Source organism: Nonomuraea sp. NPDC049646, assembly GCF_044465525.1.
In the GTDB taxonomy this organism is placed as follows: domain Bacteria; phylum Actinomycetota; class Actinomycetes; order Streptosporangiales; family Streptosporangiaceae; genus Nonomuraea.
This window is the reverse complement of sequence record NZ_JBITLU010000002.1, coordinates 687,685-704,706: the sequence shown is the minus strand read 5'-3', so window position 1 is coordinate 704,706 and position 17,022 is coordinate 687,685. Positions and strand designations below refer to the sequence as shown.

16 protein-coding genes are annotated in these 17,022 nt (G+C 75.0%); 3 read left to right on the top strand and 13 right to left on the bottom strand.

Annotation, left to right across the window (positions count from 1 at the left end):
- Positions 1-4: 4 nt before the first annotated feature.
- Genes ACIBQ8_RS08125 through ACIBQ8_RS08095 form a run of 7 tightly spaced genes read right to left on the bottom strand, consistent with a single transcriptional unit; the run spans position 5 to position 6,260 of the window.
- Positions 5-679: an ABC transporter ATP-binding protein gene (locus ACIBQ8_RS08125; protein ID WP_397173808.1), complete on the bottom strand. Its 675-nt coding sequence runs from the start codon at positions 677-679 to the stop codon at positions 5-7.
- Positions 676-1,437, bottom strand: coding sequence for an ABC transporter ATP-binding protein (locus ACIBQ8_RS08120; RefSeq protein WP_397173809.1), 762 nt, complete (start codon positions 1,435-1,437; stop codon positions 676-678). Before ACIBQ8_RS08120 ends, ACIBQ8_RS08125 begins: the two co-directional genes overlap by 4 nt.
- A gap of 2 nt (positions 1,438-1,439) precedes the next feature.
- The gene (locus tag ACIBQ8_RS08115; RefSeq protein WP_397173811.1) at positions 1,440-2,717 is read right to left on the bottom strand and encodes an ABC transporter substrate-binding protein; all 1,278 of its coding nucleotides are present in this window, start codon (positions 2,715-2,717) and stop codon (positions 1,440-1,442) included.
- Positions 2,707-3,810 carry a branched-chain amino acid ABC transporter permease gene (locus ACIBQ8_RS08110; RefSeq protein WP_397173813.1) on the bottom strand — a complete coding sequence of 368 codons (1,104 nt, stop codon included), beginning with the start codon at positions 3,808-3,810 and terminating at the stop codon, positions 2,707-2,709. The genes ACIBQ8_RS08115 and ACIBQ8_RS08110 overlap by 11 nt, the downstream gene beginning before the upstream one ends.
- Positions 3,803-4,693 (bottom strand): branched-chain amino acid ABC transporter permease, encoded by an 891-nt coding sequence (locus tag ACIBQ8_RS08105; protein ID WP_397191527.1) that lies wholly within the window; start codon positions 4,691-4,693, stop codon positions 3,803-3,805. The genes ACIBQ8_RS08110 and ACIBQ8_RS08105 overlap by 8 nt, the downstream gene beginning before the upstream one ends.
- Entirely contained in the window at positions 4,690-5,460 is a 771-nt protein-coding gene (locus tag ACIBQ8_RS08100) for an ABC transporter ATP-binding protein (protein ID WP_397191526.1), read from the bottom strand. The genes ACIBQ8_RS08105 and ACIBQ8_RS08100 overlap by 4 nt, the downstream gene beginning before the upstream one ends.
- Positions 5,461-5,483: 23 nt before the next feature.
- Positions 5,484-6,260: an ABC transporter ATP-binding protein gene (locus ACIBQ8_RS08095; protein ID WP_397191525.1), complete on the bottom strand. Its 777-nt coding sequence runs from the start codon at positions 6,258-6,260 to the stop codon at positions 5,484-5,486.
- A gap of 188 nt (positions 6,261-6,448) precedes the next feature.
- Here ACIBQ8_RS08095 and ACIBQ8_RS08090 point away from each other — a divergent pair, with 188 nt between their 5' ends.
- Positions 6,449-7,651 (top strand): PucR family transcriptional regulator, encoded by a 1,203-nt coding sequence (locus ACIBQ8_RS08090; protein WP_397191524.1) that lies wholly within the window; start codon positions 6,449-6,451, stop codon positions 7,649-7,651.
- A gap of 96 nt (positions 7,652-7,747) precedes the next feature.
- Here the strand turns inward: ACIBQ8_RS08090 and hutH are convergent, their stop codons facing one another.
- The 5 genes from hutH to ACIBQ8_RS08065 form a co-directional block, all read right to left on the bottom strand.
- Entirely contained in the window at positions 7,748-9,457 is a 1,710-nt protein-coding gene (gene hutH, locus ACIBQ8_RS08085; RefSeq protein WP_397191523.1) for a histidine ammonia-lyase, read from the bottom strand.
- A 106-nt stretch (positions 9,458-9,563) separates the two neighbouring features.
- Complete coding sequence (locus ACIBQ8_RS08080) at positions 9,564-10,349, bottom strand: ABC transporter ATP-binding protein (RefSeq protein ID WP_397173823.1); 786 nt, start codon at positions 10,347-10,349, stop codon at positions 9,564-9,566.
- A complete protein-coding gene (locus ACIBQ8_RS08075) occupies positions 10,339-11,451 on the bottom strand; it encodes a FecCD family ABC transporter permease (RefSeq protein ID WP_397173825.1) in 1,113 nt (370 codons plus the stop codon). Before ACIBQ8_RS08075 ends, ACIBQ8_RS08080 begins: the two co-directional genes overlap by 11 nt.
- Positions 11,444-12,520, bottom strand: a complete 1,077-nt coding sequence (locus ACIBQ8_RS08070; protein ID WP_397191522.1) for an ABC transporter substrate-binding protein — start codon at positions 12,518-12,520, stop codon at positions 11,444-11,446. The genes ACIBQ8_RS08075 and ACIBQ8_RS08070 overlap by 8 nt, the downstream gene beginning before the upstream one ends.
- Positions 12,521-12,656: 136 nt before the next feature.
- A complete protein-coding gene (locus ACIBQ8_RS08065; protein WP_397191521.1) occupies positions 12,657-13,274 on the bottom strand; it encodes a hypothetical protein in 618 nt (205 codons plus the stop codon).
- Between the two features lie 192 nt (positions 13,275-13,466).
- Here ACIBQ8_RS08065 and ACIBQ8_RS08060 point away from each other — a divergent pair, with 192 nt between their 5' ends.
- Entirely contained in the window at positions 13,467-14,075 is a 609-nt protein-coding gene (locus tag ACIBQ8_RS08060; protein ID WP_364337523.1) for a hypothetical protein, read from the top strand.
- Between the two features lie 25 nt (positions 14,076-14,100).
- Here ACIBQ8_RS08060 and ACIBQ8_RS08055 read toward each other — a convergent pair whose 3' ends face one another.
- Complete coding sequence (locus tag ACIBQ8_RS08055; RefSeq protein WP_397191520.1) at positions 14,101-15,825, bottom strand: phosphatidylglycerol lysyltransferase domain-containing protein; 1,725 nt, start codon at positions 15,823-15,825, stop codon at positions 14,101-14,103.
- Between the two features lie 78 nt (positions 15,826-15,903).
- On the opposite strand from ACIBQ8_RS08055, the gene ACIBQ8_RS08050 reads away from it, so the two are divergent.
- Positions 15,904-16,992, top strand: a complete 1,089-nt coding sequence (locus ACIBQ8_RS08050; protein WP_397191519.1) for an alpha/beta hydrolase — start codon at positions 15,904-15,906, stop codon at positions 16,990-16,992.
- The last annotated feature ends 30 nt before the right edge of the window (positions 16,993-17,022 follow it).

The following is a 17,022-nucleotide window of genomic DNA, read 5'->3' as shown; positions in this document are numbered from 1 at the left end:
CGCCTCACCCCCGCCGGGGCGCCCGCAGGTCGGCGACGCGGCCCGACTCGGCGAGATAGGCCCGGTGCGCCACCTCCAGAGCCGCCGTCACGTTGTGCTCGACAATGATCATCATGGTCCGTTCGCGCTGGTTGATGGCGTGGATGGTGCGGAAGAGGCGGATCTCGGCCTGCGCTGACAGGCCGAGCGTGGGCTCGTCCAGGAGCAGCAGGCGGGGCCTGGCCATCAGCGCCCGGCCGATGGCCAGCATGCGCTGCCCGCCGCCGCTCAGCGTGGCGGCGGGCTGGTTCAGGTGCGCCTGGAGCACGGGGAAGTAGCTGAACACGCGGGCGACGTCCTGCGCGACGCCGCGCCGCGGCCACGGGCGGGCCAGGGCGCCGACCCGCAGGTTCTCCTCGACGGTGAGCGGGCCGAACGTGCCGCCCTCCTGCGTGACGTGGGCGACGCCGAGCCTGGCGAGCTCGTCGGGGGCCCGGCCCGGCAGCGCGACCCCGTCGAGGGTGGCGCTGCCGCGCGCCGCGGCCAGCCCGGACAGCGCGCGCAGGAGGGTCGTCTTGCCCGCGCCGTTCGGGCCGAGCAGCACGGCGATCTCGGCGTCGCCCACGTCGAGGTCGACGCCGTGCAGCACGCGGGCCGGGCCGTACCCGGCGCGCAGGCCCCGTACCCGCAGGCCGGTCATCGGACCACGCCCAGGCAGGCGGCCACGACCGCCGGATCCCGCCGTACGGCCTCGGCCGGACCGTCGGCGATCTTGCGTCCCAGCTCGAAGCAGACGATCCGCCGGCACAGGTCCAGGACGAAGTCCATGTGATGCTCCACGACGACGACCGTGATCCCGCGCTCGCGGTGCAGCTGCCTGATCAGCTGCGCGAACGCCGGCACCTCGCCGGGGGCCAGGCCGCTGACCGGCTCGTCGAGCAGCAGCAGCCGCGGTCCGGCCGCCAGCGCCCTGGCCACCTCGACCAGCTTGGCCGGCCCGTACGGCAGGCCGGCGGCCGGATGGTCGGCGTGGCCGGTCAGCCCGAACCTGGCCAGCAGCTCGTCGGCCGTCGCGCGCAGCCGCCGCTCCTCGGCCGCGGCCCGCCCGAGCGCCGCGGCCCAGAACCCGGCCCGGCCGTGCCGGTGGGCGCCGGTCATGACGTTCTCGCGTACCGACAGGCCGGGGAACAGGGCCGGACCCTGGAAGGTGCGGGCCACGCCGCGCGCGGCCACCAGGTGCGGCGGCAGGCGGGCCAGGTCCTCGCCGCCGAGCAGCATCCGGCCCTCGGCCGGCTCGCACCGCCGGGTCAGGCAGTCGAACAGGGTGCTCTTGCCCGCGCCGTTGGGCCCGATGAGGCCGACGAGCTCGCCCTCGCCGACGGCCAGGTCGATGCCCGACAGGGCGGTGACCCCGCCGAAGCGCACGGTGAGCCCGCCGACCTCCAGCAGCGCGGCCACGGTCAGCCCGCCGCCGGCACGGTGTACTTCGCGGCCAGCTCCGACACCGCCGCCTCCTTGAGGACGACGGCGCCGCCCACCGCCTGCTTGTCGGGCTTGACCACGTAGGAGGCGCGCGAGGCGGGCCGGTCGAAGACGCTGAAGTCCATCGGCGTGCCGCCCAGCCCGGCCTCCCACGACTTCTGCGACCGGTGGGCCGCGACGATGCCCGCCCGGCTGAGGTCCTTGGCCTGGCACGCCTTGCGCAGCGCGTCGCCGACGATGATCGCCGCGGTCCAGCCCGCCGCCACGCCGCTGTCCAGGGGCTGGCCGGCGTACTTGGCCTGGTAGTCGGCGATGAGCTTGGCGTAGGCGGGCAGCGGCGCGCTGATCGGGGCGCCCGCGGTCACGTAGAAGAAGTCCTTCAGCAGCGCCGGCGCGGCCGGGGTGGCCAGGAGCTGCGGGCTGTAGGCCGAGTTGCTGCCGACGAACGGCACGTCCATCCCGGCGGCCAGGGCCACGCCGACCAGCGAGGCCGCCTGGCGCGGGCCCACCGAGACCAGCACGGCCCGCACGCCCGCCTTCTTGAACGCCGCCACCTGGGCGGTCATGTCCTGGTCGGTCGCCTTGATCTTCTGCTCGACCAGCGTGAGCCCCAGCTCGCCGGCGGCGTACTTGGACCCGGCGAGCGCGCTCTCGCCGTAGTCGCCCTCGAAGTACAGGTGGCCGATCCGGTCCCCGGCCTTGACGCCCTTCTCCTTCACCAGGAAGTCGACGGCGTTGATCATGTCCACGTCGTAGGTGGTGCCGGTGACCTGGATGGCCTCGCTGCCGAGCAGGCCGGTGGCCCAGGCCATGGGCAGGGTGAGGATCTTGTCGGCGGTGATCCGGTCCTTGAGCGCGGTGACCATCGGCGAGCCGATGAACTGCGGGATCGCGGCCGTCTTCGGCGCGACCTCGGCGTAGGCGGCCATCGCCTTCTGCGCGTCGTAACCGTGGTCGCGGACGATCGTCTCGATCTTCCTGCCGCAGACGCCGCCGCCCTGGTTGACCTGCTCGAAGTAGAGCTGCTGCGCCTGGGTGAGGCTCTTGCCGAGCGAGGCGTACGGGCCGGTCAGGTCGGTGAGCAGGCTGAGCGTGATCGTGCCGGCGGTGACGCCGGGGCCGGTCCTGACGCCGTCGCCGCCGGCGGCGGTGGCGGTCGCCTGGCCGCCGCCGGTGGCCTTGCCGCTGGCGCAGGCGGTGGCCGCCAGCCCCAGCGCCAGCAGCGCTGCCAGGACGGCCGTGCGGTTACGGGACATGTGAGCTCCTGGTCTTCGGGGACGGATCCGGTGACGGTGAAGCGGACGGGCGGCGCCCCGGTGACCGGCGGCGCAGGACGCGCGGCAGGCCGAGCAGACCGCCCGGGAGGAAGAGGACGACGGCGACGACGGCGGCGCCGTACAGGATGCGGGCGGCCTCGGCGGGGGACAGGCCGCCGCCGGAGCCGGACGGCGACACCAGGGGGATGGCGTCGCCGTAACGGGTGAGCAGCTGCGGCAGCAGGGAGACGAAGACGGCGCCGAGCACCGCGCCGCCCACCGAGCCCAGGCCGCCGATGACGATCATCGCGAGGTAGTCGAGGGAGAGCAGCATGCCGAAGTAGTCGGGCACGGTCCGCTGGAAGACCAGGGCCAGCAGCACGCCGGCCAGGCCGCCGTACATGGACGACAGCACGAAGACGCCGGCCCGGTAGCGGGTGACGGGCACGCCCATCACCCCGGCCGCGATCTCGTGGTCGCGGATCGTGTTCAGCGCCCGGCCGGGCCGCCCGCGCAGCACGCCGCGGGCGAACAGCGCGGCGCCCAGCAGCGCCAGGCCGCCCAGGAACCACAGCCGCTCCAGCGCGCCGAACGGCACGTCCATGACGACCAGCTCCGGCCCGTCGGCGAAGGCGAACCCGAGGACCTCCATCGCCGGGACGGCCCGCCCGTTGAACCCGCCGGTGACCGGCCCGGCGTTGAACAGCAGATGCTGCCCGCCGAAGATCAGCGCCAGCGTGGCGATGCCCAGGTAGGCGCCCTTGAGCCGGCCCGCGATCGGGCTGAACAGCCCGCCCGCGACCCCGGCCAGCGCCACCGCCAGCACCGCGGCCAGCGGCGCCGGCAGGCCCAGGCCGCCCAGCGACGCGGTGGGCTCGGCGGCCAGGTAGACGTAGGCGTAGGCGCCGACGGCCAGGAAGAACGCGTGGCCCATGGACAGCTGCCCGGTCGCCCCGGTCAGCAGGTTGACGCCGATCGCGCCGATCGCGGCCGCCATCGCGAACAGGCCCGCCTGCAGCCAGAACCCCTCCAGGTAGAACGGCACGGCGACGAAGAGGGCCAGGGCCGCCAGTGACCCGACAGTCCTAGACACGGGCCCGCTCCCGCGTCCCGAACAGCCCGGCGGGCCGCAGCAGCAGCACGACGACCATGACGAGGAACGGCGCCACGTCGCCGATCCCGCGGCCGAGGAAGGCCAGGTCGTTCTGGTAGCCGGTGGTCAGGGCCTCGGTGACGCCGACGATCAGGCCCCCGGCCAGCGCGCCCGTGGTGGAGTCCAGGCCGCCGAGTATCGCGGCGGGGAAGGCCTTCAGCGCGGCCAGCGAGGAGCCGCGGTCCAGGCCGGGCGTGGGGAAGACGCACAGGAACAGCGCGGCCACCGCGGCCAGCGCCCCGGCCACGGCCCACGCGCTGACCGAGACCCGGCCGAGCCGCACGCCCATGAGCGCGGCCGTCTCGGGGTCCTCGGCGGTGGCCCGCATCGCCACCCCCCACCCGGTGTACTTGAACGCCAGCAGGAACGCCGCGATCAGCACCCCGGCCACGACCAGCGCGACGACCCGGGTCTCGGCGACCGTGACCGCCCCGAGGCGCAGCACCCGCGAGCCCCACGGGTCGCCCATGGCCAGCACCTCGGTGCCGATCCGCCGGGTGAGCTCGGTGGTCAGCACGATGTCCACGCCGATGGTGACGATGGCCAGCACGCTGTGCGAACCGGCCTTCGAGCGGCGGATGACCAGGAACTCCACCAGCGCCCCGATGACCGCCGCCGCCGCGACCCCGGCCAGCAGCGCGGGCCAGAAGCCGAGGTGGGGGTGCAGCCGCGCCACCACGTACCCGCCGGCCAGCAGCAGCGAGGCGTGCGCGAAGTTCACCACCTCGGTCGCCTTGAAGATGACGACGAAGCCCAGCGCGATCAGCGCGTAGACGGCCCCCAGCGAGACCCCGTTGACGAGCAGCTCCACAAAAGTGATCACTCCGTCTCCTCCACGCCCAGGTACGCGCCGATGACCGCCGGGTCGTTCTGCACCTCGGCGGGCGGCCCGTCGGCGATGCGGCGGCCGAAGTCCAGGACGGTCACCCGGTCGGCCAGCCGCATGACCATGCCCATGTCGTGCTCGACCAGCAGGACGGAGACGCCCAGGCTCTCCCGCACCGACCTGATCAGCCCGGCCATCTCCAGCCGCTCGCCGCCGTTCATCCCGGCGACCGGCTCGTCCAGCAGGAGCAGGCGTGGCTCCATGGCCAGGGCTCTGGCCAGCTCGACCCGCTTCTGCACGCCGTACGGGAGCAGCCCGACCGGCGTGTCCAGCACCTTGGCGAGCCCGGCGAAGGCCGCGATCTCGGCGACCCTGGCGGCGTGGGCGCGCTGCTCACGGCGCGCCCGCGGCAGGCCGAGCCCGGCGGAGACGAACCCGGACCGGGTGAGCCGGTGGCGGCCGAGCAGCAGGTTGTCGCGCACCGGCTGATGCGGGGAGAGCGCGATGTTCTGGAACGTGCGGGCGACGCCGAGCGCGGCGATCCGGTGCGGGCGCAGCGCGGTCAGCTCGCTCGCGCCGAACCTGACGCTGCCCGAGGCCGCCCGGCAGACGCCGGACAGCACGTTGAAGCAGGTGGACTTGCCGGCGCCGTTGGGGCCGATGAGCGCGTGCACGGTGCCGGGCGCGACCGTGAAGCCGACGCCGTCCAGCGCCGTCAGGCCGGCGAAGCGGACGGTCACGTCGCGCACCTCCAGGGCGGGCATACCATCCGGTTGGTATGTCGGGGTCACGCGGACCACCTCGACAGTCCGGCCCTGGCCTGCGGGGCCGGGGCGCCGTCGGCCACGCCCAGGTAGCGGCGGCGCACCTCGTCGCCGGCGGCCAGCTCGGCCGCGGGCCCGGCCAGCGCGACCGCGCCGACCTCCAGCACGTACGCGTGGGAGGCCAGCGACAGGGCCGTGGCGACGTTCTGCTCGACGAGCAGGATCGAGGTGCCGGCGGCGTTGATCGCCCTGATCGTGGCGGCGATCGTGGCGGCCGCCCGGGGGGCCAGGCCGAGCGTCGGCTCGTCCAGCAGCAGCACCGACGGCTCGGCCATCAGCGCCCGGCCGATGGCCAGCATCTGCTGCTCGCCGCCCGACAGCAGCCCGGCGCGCTGGTGCGCGCGCTCGGCCAGGACGGGGAACAGCTCGCGTACCCGCCGCCTGGCCCGCACGGCGGCCACGCGCGGCGTGCTCAGGCCGCCGGCCCGCAGGTTCTCCTCCACCGTCATGCGGGCGAACACGCGGCGGCCCTCGGGCACGTGCGTGACGCCGCGCCGCACCACGGCCGCGGCCGGCTGCCCGTCCACCCGCGCCCCGGCCACGGTGACGCCGCCCGCGGCGATCCGGCCCCGGTGGAACCGGAGCGTTCCCGAGACGGCCCGCAGCAACGTCGTCTTCCCGGCGCCGTTCGCGCCCAGCACGGCCACCACCGCCCCTGACGGCACGCTCAGTGACACGCCGTCCAGCGCCCGGACGGGACCGTAGTCCACCACCAGACCGTCCACGCTCAGCTCGGCCATTCGTCTTCCTCACAGGACCCCATGGCGGCCCACCCAAACCGGCGGGCGGGGCCGCCGTCCAGATGCGGGGGCGAAGTCGGGCTCGCTGCCCACCGCGGCCGGGGGCCCGTTGTGCAGCCGCACAACGCGAGGTCACAAAACGCTACAGAGCCTTGTTCTGGAACGGCGGCCGGTGGCAGCCTCGGGGAATGCGTCCCCCTACGGTCGTGGACGAGGACGTCCGCCAGACGTTACGCACCGCAGCCAGGGCACTGCTCGAACGCCTGCCCGAACTGACCGGCGAGCTGGTCGCCAGGACGCGCGGCGGCGACGACGTCTACAGCGCCTGCGTCCCCTACGACGAGCACTGGAAGAGCACCCTCGAAGGCGTGCGCCTGGGCCTGACCGCGATCCTGCAGGAGCCGTCCGAGCGGCGCGACCTGGTCTTCACCCGGTCGATGGCCCAGCGCAGGGCCGAGCAGGGCCTGCCGCTGGAGTCGCTGCTGCGCATGTACCGCCTGGCCGGCCAGGTCACCTGGTCGGCGATCGTGGACCACATGGAACGCGAGCGTCCCGAGCGCCTCGACGTCCTGGTCCGCGCCGCCAGCCACGTCTGGCACGCGATCGACCGGCAGTCGCTGGTGGCCTGCGACGTCTACGGCCGGCGCGAGCAGGAGATCCTCGGCCGCAGCAAGGAACGCGTCAACGCGCTGCTGGACGCCCTGCTCGACGGCACCGCCGACGCGGGGGTGGTGCGCGCCGCCGCCGACTCCCTCGGCCTGCCCGAACGCGCCCGCTACGCCGTCGTCACCGTGCGCTTCCCCGGCGGACGCCACCACGACGACGTCCGGCTGCCCGCGAGTCTGGGCGCGCTGCGGCTGCTGTGGCGCATGCGCACCGGCCATGAGGTCGCCGTCGTCGCGCTCGGCCGGGCCGGCCTGGACGACCTGTGCCAGGAGCTGAGCCTCATCGTCAGCGGCGTGGCCGGCGTCAGCCCCGTCGTCACCGGCCTGGACGAGCTGGGCACCGCGCACGAGCTGGCCTCCCTCGCCATGCGCACCTGCGCCGACGGCGGCCCCGAGATCGCCCGCCTGGACGAGCGCGTGCCGGCGGTGCTGATGATCAGCCGGCCCGGCGTCACCGCCCACCTCGTCGAAGGCGCGCTCGGGCGGCTGCTCGCCCTCGACCCGGCCGACCGCGACACGCTGCTGACCACCTTGGAGACCTGGCTGGCCTGCGACGGCTCGGCCGCCAGGGCCGCCGGCCGGCTGTTCTGCCACCGCAACACGATCATCAACCGGGTCCGCCGGATCGAGCAGCTCACCGGCCGCTCGCTCACCCGCCCGCGGGACATCGTGGACCTGGCGCTGGCCCTGGACGCGGTCCGCCTGCTGCCCCCGCCCGCCATGTGAGCCCCCGCCGCCGGGCCGACCCTGCCCGGTCCTGTACGGCGCGAAGCAGCGCATTCTCTCCCGCTGCGGGGACTGCCTCTCACCCGTCCCCGGACGTCACCGGGCGGGGTCCGGCGTCAGGCCGCCCGCGTGCACCAGCGCGATCGTCCGTTCCAGGTCGGGGGTCAGGTAACGGTCGTCGCCCAGCGGCGCGACGTAGCGCCTGAGCTCGTCGTGCAGGGCGCGGGTCGCCGTCCCGAGCGGCAGGCCGGCCATCTTCGCCGCGATCAGGTCGATGCCCTGCGCCGCCAGCAGGTACTGCACCGCCAGCACGATCTCCAGACGGTCGAGGTTGGCGTGCAGGTCGCGGGCCGAGGCCATGGCCATCGTGTTGTGGTCCTCCTGGCCGTCCTTGACCGGACGCGACAACGTGCCCGCCGGATGGGCCCTGACCTGCATCTCGGGGACCACCGCCGCGGCCACCGACTGCGCCTGGACCATCCCCGAGTTCAGGCCGACGCTCCCGCCGGCCAGGTTCGCCGGCAGGCCGTAGCTCCAGCGGGGCGACAGCAGGCGTCCGGACAGCTCCTGCGACAGGACGCCGAGGTCGGTGATCTCGGCGTTCAGGCTGTCGGCGAGATGGCCCATGATCGAGCCGTCCCAGTTGCCGCCCATCACGAACTCGTAGCCGGGGCCGCGCTCCCGCCGGAAGACCAGCGGGTTGGAGGCCGAGGAGTTGGCCTCGCGCGCCAGCGTCCGGCGGAGGGAGGCGAGCACCTGGCGCAGCCCGGCCATGATGTGCGGGGCCGCGCGCACCGAGACCGCGTCCTGCACCCGCGGCTCGTAGTTCGCCGGGTCGAGCCGCCTGCGGCCCTCCTCGGTCATCCAGCCGGAACCCGCGACCATGGCCCGCAGCCGCGCCGCGACCGCGTCCTCCTCCGGGATGTGCCGCTCGCGGTGCGTCCGCGCGTCCAGCGAGCCGCGCTCGGCCCTGGTGGCCTCCATGAACAGGGCGAAGGCCCCCTCGGCCTGGTCGGCCAGCACCGTGGCCCGGTGCACGGCGTGCATCAGCGTGGCGGCCAGCACCGTGCTGCCGCTGACGATCGGCAGCGCCTCCCCGGCCTCGAAGGTGAAGCTCGCGGGCAGTCCGGCCCGCGGCAGCATCCGCGAGGCGGGCCCGGTCTCGCCCCGGAAGTGCACCGGGGCGTCCTCGCCCAGCGCGGCCAGCCCGGCCGCCGCCTGCGGCTGCAGGTCGCCGGTGCCGAGCGAGCCGATCTGCGGCATCACCGGCACGACCCCCGCGTTCACCAGGGACAGCAGCCGCTGCGGCACCTCGGGCCGTACGCCCATCTTCCCTCTGGCCATCTGGTTGGCCTTGAGGACCAGGGCCAGCCTGACCACGTCGTCGGGGAAGGCCGGGCCGACGCCCGCCGCGTGCGAGCGCAGCACGTTGCGCTGGAACTGCTCGGCCTCCTCCGGCGAGAGCGGGCGGTCCTTCAGCGGGCCGAGCGCCTGGTTCCAGCCGTACACCCGCTGGCCGCTCAGGGCCGCCAGCGCCCCCGCCCGCGACTGCGCCATGCGGGCCCGCGCGGCGTCCGACACCCGCGCGAGCACCGGACGGCCGGCCAGGATCGCGAAGGCGTCCCGCAACGCGAACCGGCCGCCGTCCAGCACCAGGTCCAGCACCGGCGCCCGCGCGGGCGCCGGCGCCGCGACCGGGGGCGCCACCGGGGGAGGGGCCGGGACGGCGACCGCCCGCTCCGGCACGCACACCGCCGCGAGCAGGCCGACCCCGGCGGCCATCCGTCCTGCTTTGCTGATCGACACGGTCCCCCGGCCCCTTCACCACGAAGATCTACTCCGCTCCGTTATAACCGGCCGGACGGGCGGCGCCGGGCACGGCTCCGCACCGGGGGACGAGTGCTGACCGGCCCTAGGGCAGGCGCTTACCTCCCGCCCTGGACGCCACCGCGACGTGCGGCCGCCCGGTGATGGGATGCGGCCCCACATGGGCCAGGACGCCGAAGACCTCCTCGATGAAGGCCGGGGTCAGCACCTCCAGAGGCGGCCCCTGCCCGGCGACCCGGCCCTCGCGCAGCACGACGATCCGGTCGGCGTAGGCGGCGGCCTGGTCCAGGTCGTGCAGGGCGGCCAGCAGCGTCAGGCCGAGCGAGCGGATCAGGTCCAGCAGCAGGAGCTGGGAGCCGACGTCCAGGTGGTTGCCCGGCTCGTCCAGGATCAGCAGCGGGGCCTCCTGGGCCAGCGCGCGGGCCAGCAGCACGCGCTGCCGCTCGCCGCCGGACAGCGTGGTCATCAGCCGGTCGGCCGCCCAGTCCATGCCGACCCGCTCCAGGGCCGTGGCGACCACCGCCCGGTCGCCCGCGCTCTCCCGGTCCAGCGCCCGCTTGTGGCTGTGCCGCCCGGCCGCGACGACCTCGGCCACGCAGAACCCCTCTCCGGCCGGGTTGTGCTGCGGCAGGACCGCCCGCCGCCGCGCGGCGTGCCGGGGCCGCATCCGCCACAGGTCGTCGCCGTCCAGCCGGACGACGCCGCCCGACGGGCGCAGCGACCGGTAGACCGTGCGCAGCAGCGTGGACTTGCCGCTGCCGTTCGGCCCGACCAGCGCCACGAACTCGCCGGGCCCGGCGCTCAGCGTGACGTCGGTGACGATGGGCCGCGCGTCGATGCTCGCGCTGACGCCCGCGAGGTCAAGCCGCATCGCCGCCGCCTCCCGCCCGCCGCCTGCGCAGCAGCCACAGGAAGAACGGCACGCCGAGCCCCGTGGTGAAGATGCCCACCGGCAGCTCGTTCGGCCGGTCGGCGATCCGCGCCGCCAGGTCCACCAGCACCAGGAACACCGCGCCGGCCAGCAGCGAGACCGGCAGCACCCGGCGGTGGTCGGCGCCGACCACGAACCGGACCATGTGCGGGACCATCAGCCCGATGAACCCGATGCCGCCGACCACGCTGACCACCGTCGCCGTCAGCAGCGACCCGGCCGCCAGCAGCCCGATCCGCAGCGCGGCGACCGGCACGCCGATCGCGACCGCGGACTCCTCGCCGGCCAGCAGCGCGTTGAGCGCCCGCGCCTGCGAGGACAGCCAGGCCACGCAGCACACCACGAGCAGCGCCGGCACGCCCAGATCCGCCCACGACGCCCCGGCGACGCTGCCCATCAGCCAGAACATCATGCCCTGCAGCTCGGTCGGGTTGAGCTGGAGCTGCACGAACGTGGTGGCCGCCGAGCACAGGTAGCCGACGGCCACGCCGGTCAGCACCAGCCACGAGTCCAGCAGCCTGCCGGAACGCTGGGACAGGACGTACACCACCAGCGCCGACAGCAGCGCGGCGGCGAAGGCGGCCCCCGTGACGCCGAGCGCGCCGGTCAGCCCGGCCAGCGCGCCGCCCCCGAGCGCGGGCACCAGCACGGCCCCCAGCGACGCCGCCGACGACACGCCCAGCACGTACGGGTCGGCGAGCGGGTTGCGGACCAGCGCCTGCAACGCGACCCCCGCCACCGACAGCGCGGCCCCGGCCAGCGCGGCCAGCAGCGCCCGGGGCGTGCGGATCTCCCACACGACCTGCGCCAGCAGCGGATCGGCCTGCTCGCCCCGCCCGGTCAGGTACGCCCACACCACCCCCCACACCTGGTCCGGCGGCAGGTTCACCGACCCGGCGGAGATCCCGATCACCAGGGCCACGACCAGCGCGGCCCCGAGCCCGGCCAGCAGGAACCCGGTCGCCCGCCCGGACACCGCGTGCGGCCGCCGCGGCGGGACGGGGACGGTGCGGCGCGGCGGCGCCGCCAGCGTGTCAGCCACCGGGATGCACCACCTTGGAGATCTTCTCCACGGCCCAGGCGTTCAGCGGCCCGAGATAGACGCCGTCGGAGACGACCGTGTAGGTCCTGCTCCTGGCCGCGGCCCAGTGGGGGTAGGCGGCGAACAGCTTCGCCGCCGCCTCCGCGCCGTTCTCCTCGGGCGTGAACAGCCCGACGACCAGCACGTCCACCTGGGCGGTGGCGAGCTGCTCGCGGTTGAGGGTGCGCGTCATGTCGGCGGTCTGGCCGGCGAAGGCGTTGACCCCGCCGGCCGCCCTGATGACGTCGTCGTAGATGCCGCCGGTCATCACGGCGGGCAGGCCGTTGGCGTTCATCATGGCCATGCCGGGATAGGCGATCAGCACCTTCCTGGGCGGCAGCGCGGCGACGCGGGCCCGTACCGACTCCACCCGCGCCCGCAGCCGCCCGATCAGGTCGAACGCCTTGCGCTGCACGTCGAACACCCGTCCGAGCAGGCTGAGGAACTCCAGCGAGGAGTTGATCGACTGGTTGCGGTAGGCGCGCTTGTCCTGCTCGGTGGCCTGCGGCTTGCCCATCGCGCAGTTGACCGGGTTGACCAGCGAGGTGATGCCGGCCGCGGCGAGCTGCTCGCGGGTGGCGAAGCCGCGGGCGGGGTCGAACCCGCCGGACCAGGTGGAGACCACCAGGTCCGGCTTGAGCTTGAGCACCTGCTCGGCGGGCACGTCGAAGTTCTTGTTCATGGTCAGCCCGCCGGTCGGCAGCGCCTTGATGCGGGCCGTCATGGACGGGTCGTCGGAGACGCCGTAGCTCTGGGCGTTGGCCAGGATGCTGCGCTCCAGCCCGAGCAGCAGGAAGCTCTCCACCTCGCCGACGCTGGTGCCGTTCAGGATCAGGACGCGCTGCGGCGGGCGGCGGAAGGTGACCCGGGTGCCGCAGTTGTCGAAGGTGAGGGGGTAGACGGTCCGGCCGGCGGACGCCGGCGCGGCGGTGGCCGCCTCGCCGCCGGTTTGCGCGGGCGGCGTGCCGCAGGCGGCGGCCAGCAGCATGAGCGCGACCGCCGAGGCCCGGCGGGTACGGGAAGGTCTCATGGGGTGATGTCCTCTGAGTCGAGTCCGTAGGGCGCGCACGCCGACCGGCCCCACGGCGGGGACGGGCACGGCGGCGAGCCGGGATTGTCGTCGGAGGAACCGCGGCGGACGGGCGCGCGAAGGACCGCGGGCGCGCCTAGGCGGGCAGGCCCACGACCGTCGGACGGACCGGCCTCAGCGGCTCCGGTCCACCCGCGGGCGGCCCGCGCAGCACCAGCACGTGCCGCAGGAACAGCCGCACGCGCGCCGTGACGTCGTCGCGCCCGCCCACCGGTGTGCGCGCCGGCGCGGCCCACCCGGCCACGACGAGGAACAGCACCAGCAGCGGGCGCAGCACCCACCCGGCCAGCTCGCGGACCAGGGCGCACAGCCCCGACTCCACCCAGCGCAGCCAGACCGACGTCAGCAGCACGCTCGCCGCGTGCACGAGCAGCATCCCGAACCCCGGGGCGCCCGTGTCGTGCGCGTGGACCACGCTCGCGGGGGCGGCGACGGGCGCGGGATGGTCGCAGCTCAGGGAGAGCAGCAGGTGCAGGACGACCTGCGAGGCGCCCGTCGCGGGCACGATGGCGGGCAGGGTGCGCTCACGCCCGGTCAGCGCCAGGGCCGGCGCGAGGACCAGCAGGAACCCCGCCAGCAGCGCCCCGGGGTCGAAGCAGCCGCCGCCCGCCAGGTGGGCGAGCGCGGCCAGCGCGGCACACGTGCCGGCGAAGCTCGCCGCACGCAGCCACCGCACCAACGACCATGGACCCATCGAGGCCAGATCCTCCCACACGCCCGGCCCGCCCGCTCCGCACGGGTGCGCGGACCGGGAGCCGGGGGCGCGTGCTCACCGGTGGGGTGTGCGGCGTGGCCGGGGCGGCGTACGCTCCGGTTGTGACCCTCCGGTTGACTGCTCCGCCGCCTGACGACCGCTCGACGACGAGGGCTCCGTGAGGAGCCGCACATGACCGGCCTCGGCCCGCGCGCGGTCCTCGTCCCCGACCTGGGCGAAGACCTGGCCCGCGCGGTGGGCGAGCTGGAGAGGCTGCTGCTGGTGCTGCGCGCCGCCGAGTCCGTGGGCTCGCCGCTGCCCGGCCCGCTCGCCGGCGGGATCGCGCTGACCGCGCTGCGCCGGCTCTGGCGCGCGATCGGCCCCACACAGGGCAGGCGCGCCGCCGCCGCCCGCCTGGCCGGCCGCCTGTACGCCCCCGGCGGCCAGGTCGAGCACGTGCCGCTGCGCCTGGTCGACGTCGACCCGCTCGACGTGGCCACCCTGTCGGCGGCCGCGGTGGCGCTCGGCCTCGGCGCGGTCGGCAAGGGCGTGGTCCGCCAGGCCCTCGACGCCGTGTGCACCGGCCTGCCCGCCACCGAGCTGGTGTCGTCGGCCGCCCGCTTCACCGGGCTGCTCGACCTGGCCGACACCGCCGACTCCATCGTCCTGCGCGAACGGCTGGCCGCCGCCGGGCCGGGCGCCGACGTCGTCCTGACGCCGGAGGCCGAGCGCGCCTACCAGGCCACCGCCGGCCGCCTCAACACCATGTGGCCCGCCACCGGCACCGCCGCCTCGCCCTGAACCGCGCCCGGGTCACGGGCCCGGTTCACGGCGTCTGGGGAGCGGCCGCGGCGCGGTCGTGCGTGAAGGGCCGGGGGAGGCGCAGCCGGGCGCGCAGCGGCAGGCCCGACGGGATGAACGCCTCGGCCTGGAGCGCCGCGACGCCGATCCTGGGCAGGTCGCGGGCGGTCGGGTAGACGACGAAGCGCGGCTCCCAGATCGGCCGGAACTTGGCGTTGAACCGGTACAGCGACTCGATCTGGAACCAGTGCGACAGGAAGACCAGCACCGACCGCCAGGCCCGCAGCACGGGCCCCGCGCCGAGCCGGTCGCCGCGGGCCAGCGTCGAGCGGAACATCGCGAAGTTGAGCGACACCTGCGTGATCCCCAGCGACGGCGCGGCCTGCAACGTCTCGGCGATCAGCAGCTCGTTCAGGCCCGGGTCGGCGTCGCGGTCGCGGCGCATCAGGTCCAGCGAGACGCCCCGCCTGCCCCACGGCACGAAGTGCAGCACGGCCTTGAGGTCGCCGTCCTTGCAGGCGGTGGCCACCAGGCACTCGGCGTCGGCGGGGTCGCCGAAGCGGCCCAGCGCCATCGAGTAGCCGCGCTCGGTCTGGGTGCCGCGCCACAGCCCGGCGGCCCGGCGGATGCGCTCCTTCTCCTCCTCGGGCACGTCCCGGGCGCGGCGCACCCGGCAGACGTACCCGGCGCGGCGGGTGCGGTTGACCATCTGCCGCACGTTGCGCATCGCGCGGCCCTCCAGCGTGAAGCCGTCGACCTCGACGATCGCCTCGTCGCCGATCTCCAGCGCGGACAGCCCCGCGACCTTCGTCCAGACCTCGCCGCCCGTCTCGCCGCAGCCGATGACGGCCGGCACCCAGGCGTGCCGCCGCGCCTCGGCCATGAACGCGACGATCGCGGCCGGCCACGCCTCGCGGTCGCCGATCGGGTCGCCGCTGGCCAGCATCACGCCGGAGACCACCCGGTAGGCCACGGCCGCCTTGCCCGACGGCGAGAAGATCACGCTCTTGTCCCGGCGCAGCGCGAAGTAGCCGAGCGAGTCGCGCTCGCCGTGGACGTCCAGCAGGTCGCGCAGGCGGCGTTCGTCGTCGGCGGTCAGCTCGGCGGCCGGCCGTTCCGGGCGCAGCGCCAGGTAGAGCGTCGTCACGGCGGTCAGCGCGCCCAGCGCGACGAGGGAGAAGTAGACCAGGTCGGAGACGCGTTCCACGGTGAACGTGACCGGCCCCTCGATGCCCGCCAGCCCCAGCGCCACGTGCTCCAGCCGCTCGGCCACGCCCGGACGGCCCACCAGCGCGCCCGGCCGGACGCTCACGATCAGGTAGCCGAGCCCCATGTCGATCGCGCCGAGCACGAGCAGGTTCCACAACGCCCGCCAGCGCGAGCGCGGGTCGGGCAGCGCCGTGAACTCCCGCCTGCCGGCCACCAGCACGGCCAGCAGCACGACGCTGATCGCGGCGGTCACCGGCCGCAGGTGCAGCACGCCCATGACGGCGCTCACCGGCAGCAGCACCACCACCGCCCGCCAGGCCCGCACCTTCCCCCGGCGCAGGGCGTGCGCGATCATCACCAGCATGATGCCGACCACCAGCGACGTCGCCCGCGCCACGGTCGTCACCGTCCCGGGCAGCAGATCCGACCACTGGCCCATCCGCGTGTGCTCCAGCCGCGGCGCGACGGCCTTGGCGATGTCCAGCAGGCCGATGACCAGCGACGCGTAACCCGCCAGCGCGGGGATCCAAGGACGCTTCACAAACACCGATTCAAGCCCCTGCCGGTTAATCTCGCCGTTAACCACGCGCTTACGCCGGGCGGGATATTCCTGCTGTTCATGGGACTGACCTCGATCGCGCTGCTGGTGACCGCCGCGGTGCTCGCGGCGGCCGGGCTCGCGGCCACCGTCTGGGTGTGGCCGCGGCTGGCCGGGCGGGGCCTGCCGCCGCTGCTGGGCCGGGCCGGCCTGCTGGCGGGCTGCCAGGCGCTCACCGTGGCGGCGCTCGCGCTGCTGGTCAACTACTACTTCGGCTTCTACTCCTCCTGGGCGGACCTGCTCGGCGCCGACACCGGCGCCGCCCAGATCACCGTCGCCGGGGCCGCGGCCGGGCTGCGGGTGCTGGACAGCCGGGCGGTGCCGGGCGGGCGGATCGAGGAGGTCGTCCTGCCGGGCGCGACCACGCGCCTGAGCGAGGAGGCGTACGTGTTCCTGCCCTCGGCCTACTTCAAGGACCCCCGGCGCAGGTTCCCCGCGATCCTCGCCCTGACCGGCTACCCCGGCGACCCGCGCAACCTCATGACCCGGCTCGACCTGCCCGGACGGCTGGCCCACGCCATCGCCCTGCACCAGGTCGAGCCGGCCGTCCTGGTGATGATGCGGCCGAGCGTGGTGCTGCCGCGCGACACCGAGTGCGTGGACGTGCCGGGCGGCCCCCAGGCGCTGACGTACTTCGCCACCGACGTCCGGCAGGCCGTGACCGCGCACTACCGGGCGGCCCCCGGCCGCGACTCCTGGGGCGTGCTCGGCGGCTCGACCGGCGGCTACTGCGCGCTGAAGCTGGCCATGAGCCGCCCCGACGCGTTCTCCGCCGCCGTCTCCCTGTCGGGCTACTACAAGACGATCGTGGACGGCACCACCGGCGACCTGTTCCACGGCGACCAGGCGCTGGCCGACCGCAACGACCTGATGTGGCGCCTGGCCCGGCTGCCCGCGCCGCCCGTGGCCGTGCTCGTCACCAGCAGCAGGAAGGGCGAGGCCGACTACCTGCCGACCGAGCGCTTCCTGAACGCCGTCAAGCCGCCCATGCGGGCCTCGTCGCTGATCCTGCCCAGCGGCGGTCACAACTTCAACACCTGGAACCGGGAGCTGCCGCAGGCGCTGCCGTGGCTGGTCCAGCAGCTCGCCGTGCCCGCCGCGGCCCCCTAGCGAGGCGCCGGATCGGGGCCGGGGGGTTCG